Annotated in this window: 3 protein-coding genes (1 of these 3 only partly in view); all 3 read right to left on the reverse strand. The window is 57.3% G+C overall.

From position 1 onward, the window contains the following. Tightly spaced (at most 5 nt apart), the 3 genes in view from QZQ97_RS05635 to QZQ97_RS05645 form a layout consistent with a single transcriptional unit that may run on beyond the window. Nucleotides 1-533: the 5' portion of a MupA/Atu3671 family FMN-dependent luciferase-like monooxygenase gene (locus QZQ97_RS05635; protein WP_311992623.1), read on the reverse strand. It extends 601 nt beyond the left edge of the window; the window shows 533 of its 1,134 coding nt (coding positions 1-533); its start codon is at nt 531-533; its stop codon lies off the left edge, out of view. Further along, nucleotides 530-7,744 carry a beta-ketoacyl synthase N-terminal-like domain-containing protein gene (locus tag QZQ97_RS05640; RefSeq protein ID WP_311992624.1) on the reverse strand — a complete coding sequence of 2,405 codons (7,215 nt, stop codon included), beginning with the start codon at nt 7,742-7,744 and terminating at the stop codon, nt 530-532. Before QZQ97_RS05640 ends, QZQ97_RS05635 begins: the two co-directional genes overlap by 4 nt. A 5-nt stretch (nt 7,745-7,749) precedes the next feature. Next, nucleotides 7,750-9,054, reverse strand: a complete 1,305-nt coding sequence (locus QZQ97_RS05645; protein WP_311992625.1) for a flavin-containing monooxygenase — start codon at nt 9,052-9,054, stop codon at nt 7,750-7,752. Nucleotides 9,055-9,063 lie beyond the last annotated feature (9 nt).

Raw genomic sequence — 9,063 nt, forward strand, 5'->3', positions numbered from 1 at the left:
GGAAAATCTACGGTTTCACCGCGCCAGAGCTGTTGTATAACCGGGATCCGCTGGTCGCGTATTTTTGCCCGATCGTCATACGTCTCGGGTGACAGGATAAAGTCCGCTTTGTTCCAGCCGCTGCCAATACCCAGTTCAACCCGACCGTCTGAGAGAATATCCACCATCGCCCAGTTTTCGACGATCTCGACCGGATGGTGCAGCGTATTGGTCACGGCGGCTGAACGCAGGCGCACGTTTTTAGTCAGCGGCGCAAAATAAGCCGCAGCTATAGCGTTATTGGCGTAAATAGAACCAAATTCATAGAAGTGACGCTCAGGGAAGCAAACCGATTCAAACCCGGCCTGATCGGCAAACTCAACAAGCTCGCGGGCAAAACGATATTTATCCCGATCAGAGACATCTTTGCGGACATCAGAAAAAAACAGATAGCTAAAAGAAACGTCTGTCCCAGGCTTGCCGTTCTGCGCTTCGGTCTCTGAGGTGTGGTAACCGGAGAAAAAGTTTTCCAGCTTTTGATTCAGCGTATTCATAACCTGTTCCCTCTTGCGCCAACCTGTTCACGCAACTTTTTCATCAATAAGTTGGGGGTCGGATGATCGATCAGCCAATTCGGCTGCACGGGAAATTTCATCTGTTTTTCCAATGTGGTGCTCAGCTGCATGGCGATAATCGAGTCCATCCCGTAGTCTTGCAGGGGTTTATCCCAGTCAAGATCGTCGCCCAGCTTCATGACTTTCTCGATCCCGAAGGCCAGCACGTTACGCAGTTCGCCGTCGCCTTCTCGCGGTGTCGCCTCGCCGGCGTCTTTGGCCGCTTCGATAGACGCCGTGTTGGCGGCAGGCTCATGCAGCGCCTTCGCAATCGCGGCCCCAACCTCTTGTTGCAACTCAGCCGGCAGATCCTGCAAGCACAAGGAAGAGAGATAATCCGCAAACGCCGCTGGCGTTAATTCCCCTTGCCGATAGCGATCGATGTTTTGTCGCACCGCTTCCGCCGTCGCGCGCGCCTGGCCGGCGTTTACTGCCGTCGTCTGTGGTTCGTCAAAACCCAACAGCACTCTCGCCTTGTTGCGATCGGTCACGGCCACCAAGGCCGTGGCGCCCTCTGCCAGCCCGGCTTGTATCTGCCGTACCGCCGCCGAGGCGTTAATGCTGCCCATGCCCTGCCGCGCCAGATGCGCCAAACGCGCAGGCAACCGCTCGGCATCAACGGCGCCGTCAGTTTCCCATTGCCCCCAGCAAAGAGAAGCCGTGAGCCCATGCCGTTGTTTCTGGGCGACCCGTTGTTGTCGGTAGCGAGCAAACGCGTTCTGAAACGCGGCGGAATAGGCGTAATCCGGAGAGCCTTGAATGCCGAACGCGGCAACGGAGGAAAACATCAGGAAAAATGCCAACGGTTCATTGGCCGTTGCCGCGTCGATGTTCAGGGTGCCTGCGACTTTCGCCGCCAGCGTCTGCCGAAACGCATCCCAAGACTTATTCACAATAGAACCGTCGCTCACCTGTCGGGCCAGCTGCACCACCCCGTGGAGGGTGATGCCTGCAGATCTCAGCTGCTGCATCGCCTGGCCGATCTGGCCGATGTCCAGAATATCGACAGCATGATAAATAACCCGGGCACCAGAGGCCCGGATGCGCGCCAGAATTGGCGCTACCTGGCTTTCAGGGCGGCGAGAGAAAATCACCAACTCTGCCTGATAGTGCTGCCCTAAAACCCGGCAAAGCTGCTCCCCCGTTCCACCCAGGGCACCGACCATTAAATAGGTCGCGCCCGTGCGAAAACACGCATCCGCCGTTTCAGGCCGCTCGGATTCACTGACGTACAACGCGTACTGTCGGCCGCCGGAGAAACGCACTGTCGATGCGCTGATCGCCTGCGTCTGTCTGCTCGCTTCAGGTGCCGACATGCCGTCGCACAGCCAGGTTTGCATCAATTGAAGCGCCGTCTCCCGGTGAGCGGTCTGCGGAGAAAAGATGACGTTCCGGTAGCTATGCCCCACGGTTTCCAGGATCGCAGAGCGCAGCAATCCGCAGAGCGCTTCATATTGCACGGCCGCGGCTGTCAGGCCGCGCTCATAGTCCGCCCGGTGACAGCAATAAAATTGCACCGGGTTTAGCCGGGCAACCGCCTGGATGGCCTGCACGCAAAGATAGGCAAGCCGCAGCCCAGACTCTGCCTCGGCGTCCGGGCTATCGGGCAGGAACAGAAAAATCGCCAACGGCTTATCGGGATGAGGGATCGCCGCGGAGAGCGCCTCTTGCAGCGCGGCGCTCTCCGCCTCCGCCGTTAAGGCATCCTTCGGCAAGGCGATATGCCGCACATCCCAAAGCGGCTGAGCGTTATCGGTGATCTGCTGAATATGCCGACAAACCTGCTCGACGCTCCGATAGTCTGCGGCGGTCTGATCAAGCACCAGAATTTGCCTGTCGCGGTTCGCCTCGATGCGTTCAACCCATGGCGTGTCTTCATGAACATTCACGTCAACCCAGGACTCTGTCGCCCGTAGCCATGGCGTTTCTTCGTCAGCCGGCCCTGTCCCGGCGGCGTTTGACGAAAGTGCCGGCGAGACCACGATGTCTGTCTCTTCGAACCAGCACGGCTGTCGGTAAAACGGATACGTCGGCAAGCTGATTCTTTGGGGGAAACGGCGCTCAGCACCTTCAGCGGCCTGCGGATAGAGTAAATCCCAGGGCAGCGCCGCCCCTGCGGCCCAGGTCGCCGCCAGCGCGTGCAGATCCACCGGCTTGGCGCATTGATGGTGCTCAAGCGCCGGCGGGTTGCCGTTCACCGTTCCTCTGAAGAACGGCGGTGCCGCGATATCCCCGGCGATAAACCGGCCCAGTTTCTCTTGCAGCTCGCCGACCGAGGCGGCGACAAACGCAAGCCGTTCCGTCATGGCCTGGCGCCCGCGCAGCAAGGTATAAGCCAGCCGGCTTAAATCGACGGAGCGGCCGGCCGTTTGCTCCTCCTGGAGCCAGGCCTGCAGATTTTCCGCCATCAACGGCAAACGGTCGGCTCGCATTGCCGATAACGCGATCATTTGCGGCTTATCCTCCGCCACGTCAGCCGCCGGCGGCAGATACTCTTCAATCACCATATGCGCATTGGTGCCGCTGTAGCCGAAAGCGCTCACCGCCGCTCTTCGCGGCTGGTTTTCATCATGTCGCCAGGGCTGGAGTTGAGTATTGACGTAGAAAGGCGAATCTTCGAAGTTAACGTGTTGGTTCGGCTTGATAAAATGCAGCGATGGCGCGAGTTGCCGGTGTTTCATTGACAGCAGCGTTTTGTGCACGCTTGCCATGCCGGAGGCCGCTGAAGCGTGGCCGATATTGCTTTTCACCGAGCCGAGGCCACAGAAACGCTTGCGCGATGTCTGCTCTCTGAAGACGGAGGTCAGCGCTTCAAACTCAATGGGATCGCCGAGTTTCGTCCCTGTGCCATGCGTCTCCACATAGCTGATCGAATCCGGGTTAATTTGAGACTTGCGGTAGACCTCCCTCTCCAGCTCGATCTGGCTGTTGACGCTGGGTGCCGTAATGCCGTTGGTTTTGCCGTCTTGGTTGATGCCCGAGCCAATGATGACGCCATAAATATGGTCGCCGTCCGCCTCAGCCTGAGACAGTCGTTTCAGCACCAGGCATCCGGCGCCTTCGCCGGGCACAAATCCATCCGCCGCATCATCAAACGCTTTGCACTGGCCCTCAGGGGACAACATGCCCGCAGAACACATGCCCATATAGGTTTCCGGCATCAGATAGAGGCTGACGCCGCCGACCAGTGCCAGGTCTATTTCCTCGTTTTGTAATGCCGTGACGGCCAAATGGGTCGCGACCAGCGAAGACGAACACGCGGTATCGACAGGGATGGCCGGCCCTTTCAGGTTAAGGAAATACGGAATTCGCGCCGCGCCGATGGCGAAGCTGTTGCCGGTGCCGGACAGCGGCCGCGGGGAGTTCAACATCAGATGAGCATATTCATAGCTCATTATCCCCATATAAACGCCACAGTTCTGGTGACTCAATTCCTCGGGGCTGTAGCCGGCATCTTCAAACGCCTTGTATCCTTCCTGCAGGAAAAGACGGTGCTGGGGATCCATGCCTTCCGCTTCGGCGGGAGAGATCGAGAAAAAGAGCGGGTCAAAACAGTCGATATCCGTTAATGCCCCTAGCCATTTGCAATACACCTTTCCTTCCGCGCGACGATCGGCATCGAAGTATTGATCGACGTCCCAACGCGCTTTGGGGACTTCACGCACAGCATTGCGCCCGTTCGCCAGGTTATCCCAGTATTGCGCCAAATTGTCCGCATCGGGATAGCGGCCAGCCATGCCGATGATGGCGATTTTCTCTTGCCGACGATGAGAGATGGCGGCCTCTTCTGAGCGTGCGGGCGCGACGGAAGCGGCCGGTTTCAGAACCTCGGGACATGCGTCCTCAGGCGCTGAAACGGCCGCGTTCGGTTTTGGGCGCGGCGTTGCTCTATCGGATTGAGACGCAATATATTCCGCCAGAGCCTGAATGTTGGGGTAGTCGTACAAACGCGTGGCGGAAAGATCGGTGCCCAGCGTCTTGTTTATCTCATTGATCCATTCGGCGCCGATAATCGAGTCCAGACCTAACGCGGAGAAGGCGCGATCGTTCTGAATGTCTTCCACCGTAATGTAAAGTGCATCAGCCAGGCTGGCTTTCAGCAATGGCGCGATCGCCGCAGCCGGCTCGCGTTGCTGATCTGCGGAGTGCGCCGATGCCGCGGTGCCGCTTGGGGCGATAGTCTGCCGGCCGTCATACCAAGGCTTATCCCCGCCATGACGCGGTTCCGGCACGCCACTGAGCGCGATAAACTGCGCCAGTTGCCGAACGCTCGAATAGTCGTATAACCGGGTAGCGGATAAGTCGCTGCCAAGCTGTCGGTTGATTTCATGCACCCATTCGGCGCCGACAATCGAGTCCAGGCCCATTTCAGCGAAGGAGCGATCCGGGTGAATATCCGCCTCGGCGCAACAGAGCGCCCGAGCCAAACTGGCTCGTAATGCTTCGGTGACGCTCTCCAGCGGCCTCTCGCCGCTGCGCGGGTTCACCGTGGCAGCCCCGTTGTCGTCATGGTCCTGGTGCAGTTCACCCCGCTCGTCGCGCCGCCACGCCTGCGCCGAAGCCGCGTCGTCGCCAGCGGCAACCGGTGGATTGGCGTCCTTCTTCGATTTCAGCGGCTGCAGTCGGATCTTTTCTGAATGGCTGGCCCTTTTCATCGGTTCTTTTGCCGGCTGGATGGCCGCGACGGTTACCGTCGGCTGCGGCTGCGTGTCCTTTATCCAGTAACGGCGGCGATCGAAGGGATAGGTTGGCAGCGCCAGACGCGGATAATGCCGGCCCGCGTATAGCTGCCGCCAGTCAACCGCACCGGTCGCCACCCAGGCCCGGGCGACTTCATTAAGCTGCCGGTTCTGCCACCACCGCGCGATATCCTGCGCATCGGCATGGGAAGCGCATTCCGCGCCCTCGTTGTTGACAAAAATGGCCTCTTCACTGGCGTCGGCCGGTGTTTTTTGCGCCAGAATGGTCAGCTGGCGCAAAAGCGACGCCGCATCTTCGGCCACGAATGCGGCTCGCACCGGCATCGCATCCCGCGCCGTTTGTAATGTGTAGGCGAACCGTTTGAAGTGTGTCGCGACATAAGCCGAATTTTGAGTGACATACTGCATCAAATGCTGCGCATAGACCTGCAGCCTTTCGCTGTTCTTGGCTGACAACACGATGATTTCCGGCTCCAGGGCCAAGGACGACAGCTCGTCAGGTTCCTGACGGTATTCCTCAATCACCAGATGCGCGTTCGCGCCGCCGGCGCCGAAAGAGCTCACCCCGGCCCGCAATGGTTGCGTCACATCACCGATCGTCGGCCGTTGCCATGTTTGGCCCTCCTGAAGGACATAGAACGGGCTTTCTTCCAGCTCCAGCAAAGGATTCAGATTCTGGCAGTGCAGCGATTTGGGCAAATATTCATCCTGCATCGCCAACAACACCTTGATGACGCCGGCAACGCCGGCGGCGGTTTCCGTATGGCCGATATTGGATTTCACCGAACCTAATGCGCAGTGCTTCGCCGCCGCGGAATGCAGCCCGTGTTCCTGATAGAGATTTTTAAAGGCCGTTTTCAGGCCATTGACCTCAATAGGATCGCCCAGCGGCGTGCCGGTCCCATGACACTCAATATAAGTAATGCTGCGCGGGTCAACCCCGGATTTACTGTGGGCATCGCGAATCAGCTGAGCCTGGGCATTCGGGTTGGGAGCCATCAGCGAGGTGGCGGCGCCGCCGTGGTTCTCCGCCGAGCCGATAATGACCCCGAGAATACGATCTTTATCCGCCTGCGCGGCTGCCAGCCTTTTCAGCATGACGACGCCAACCCCTTCCCCGCGGGCGTAGCCGTTGGCCTGATCAGAGAACGTCTTGCAGCGGCCGTCCTCGCAAATCATTTCGGCCTTGCTGTACAGAATGTGCATTTTCGGGCTCAGGATCAGGTTAGCGCCGCCGGCTATCGCCATATCACAATCACCGTGCTGAATGCTCATCACTGCGCGGTGGATCGCCACTAAAGAACTTGAACAGGCGGTGTCGATAATTTCGCTGGGGCCATGCACATCCAGCAAATAAGAGAGGCGGTTCGGGCAAAACATATGGGGGATCGCCGTGAGCTCAACAATATCGCGGGATTGGGCATTCAGGACGGTTTCGGCATAGTCTTGCAAATTGATGCCGGCAAATACCCCGACTTTTTTTCCGGCTAATGACGAAGGGGCATAGCCGGATGATTCGATGAGCTGCCAGGTCGATTCTATAAACAACCGATGCTGAGGATCCATGGTCTGAGCTTCACGCGGTGAGATGCCAAAAAAACCCGGATCGAACTTATCCACGTCCTGAATAAAGCCGGCGTATTTAACATTGGTCAACTCACCGTCTTTCGGGTTGCCGTAGATGGCTTTCCAATCCCAGCGTTCTTTGGGAATTTCACTGATGCAATCCCGGCCCTGGTAAAGGTGGCGCTGCAGTGCCTCCACCGAGGAAGACTGCGCAAACATTCCGCTCATGCCGATGATGGCGATCGGCTCGTAACGCCCGCTTGCCGGTGCGCCAATGGGCCGGGCCCGATCGCCCGGCGCAGCGCGCCGTTCCCGTTGTCGCTTGAGTTGATGACTTTTTGCCAACAGCGCCTGAAGGTGCCGGGCTGATTTTTCACCGGCGGCGATGTCTGCCGATGCTGCCGGCCCGCTCCGTTGGCCCTGCGCCAATTCGGCTGACCGGCTGTCATCGCTGTGGGCGGGCGAACGCTGGTAGCGCGTCGCGACATGCTGGCCGAAACGCGTAATGATGATATCGGTCAGTTCCTCAATGTTTCTGGCCTCAAAGAAAATGGCGGCGGAAAGTGACACGCCCAATGCACCGGCGATACGCCCCATGATTTCCGTAATGACAATAGAATCAACGCCGTAGGTCGATATCTTTTCCTCGCTGTCGATTTTTTCCGACGGCAGTTTGAGGATCATGGAAAAAATGCCCAGCACCTCTTGCCGCAATGCCTGGCGGCAGCCATCGCCGAGAGCAGCGGCAAGCGGCCATTCAACGGCGGCGCGAGCAAAATTGGCGTCGGTAGGCATAGGTTTCCTGGCGGATTGCATCAACTCAGCTTCCAGCGCATTCCGGGCTGACTCGTGTAAGTCATGGGTGTTGTTATCTTTGCCTGTCATCGCCTCTACCTTCTGTTGAGTACTTCACGGTACTGCGCCAGTAACTTAAGGAACTTCCAGAGATCGACTTCCCACTGATGCCGGAAAGATCCGATGTAATAGTTCTGCCCCAGATCGGGGTTCTGCTCTTTTTTCATTCGGGTAAAATCGTGCAACCCTTGAGACTGAGCGAAATAAGCCTTGAGGTAATCCACTACGAACAAGCCGTGAGAGCGGGCGGAAACCCCCAAGCCCGTAGCGGAGTTGATATAACCGACAAACAGCAGGTTATTAAAGTTTTTGGGGACAATGTGTAAGAAACAGTCTGGAATGCCGTTCTTCATATCCAGATATTTGCTGTCCAGGAATGGGAAGCGGCGGTGATATCCTGTCGCATAAATAAGGGTATCGACCTCAACCTGCGAACCGTCTTCGAATATCACGGTATGACCGCGAAACTCGCTCACGTCGCCCTTGGGCTGGATATCGCCGTGGCCAATAAAATAGAGCAGCTGAGAGTTCATGATCGGATGGGAGGCATCCAACGGATAATCCGGCTTCTTTAAACCGAAATCCGTACCGTCGTAACCGGCAAGCTTAAAAACCTGTTGTATATAAGCCAGCGTTTCTTCGCGAGTGTTAAATTTATTCCCCAACCCCTCCATCCATCTTGGAGTTGGCATGCCGTTGATAAACTTGGGCTGATAGTAGTAACCGCGCCGCGTGCTGTGGTAGACCGCCTGGCAATGATGAACCGCGTCGACTGCGATGTCGCAGCCGGAGTTGCCGGCGCCAATGATCAAGACCCGCTTGCCCTTGATACGTTCCGGCGTCCGGTAATCGATCGAATGCATGATATCGCCGGCGAAATGGCCACGATAAGCCGATTCAGGATAACGGGCCTCTCGTTGCATGCCGTTGCTGACCAGAACAAAAGAATAAAACTTTCTTTCCCCCGTCGATAACTCAACCTGCCAACCCTTATCCTGCGGTTCAATACGGGTGACGGCGACATTGAAATGGGCTTTCTCATAGACCCCAAAGGTGCGCGCGTAATGGCAGACATACTGATGCATCAGTTTATGGTTGGGATAATGAGGATAATCCTCCGGCATGGGGAAATCCGGATATTGGGTATTGACCTTCGGGGAGATCAGATGCAATGACGGATAGGTGCGGCCACAGCGGCTGTCAGCATTCCATACGCCGCCAAAGTCCGATTCGGCTTCATACAGGTCATAATCAATGCCGCCCTGGTTCAACTCTTTACCGAGGCTGACCCCATAAGGGCCGCCGCCGATAATGCATACTCGTTTTCCTTGTACATCCATCAATGACAT

The organism is Serratia sp. root2 (assembly GCF_031931805.1).
Lineage (GTDB): Bacteria > Pseudomonadota > Gammaproteobacteria > Enterobacterales > Enterobacteriaceae > Serratia > Serratia inhibens.

What these genes read in the sequence shown, in the direction of transcription:
- QZQ97_RS05640 (WP_311992624.1), bottom strand. Translation starts at nt 7,744, where the DNA reads ATGACAGGCAAAGATAACAACACCCATGACTTACACGAGTCAGCCCGG.
- QZQ97_RS05645 (WP_311992625.1), bottom strand. Translation starts at nt 9,054, where the DNA reads ATGGATGTACAAGGAAAACGAGTATGCATTATCGGCGGCGGCCCTTAT.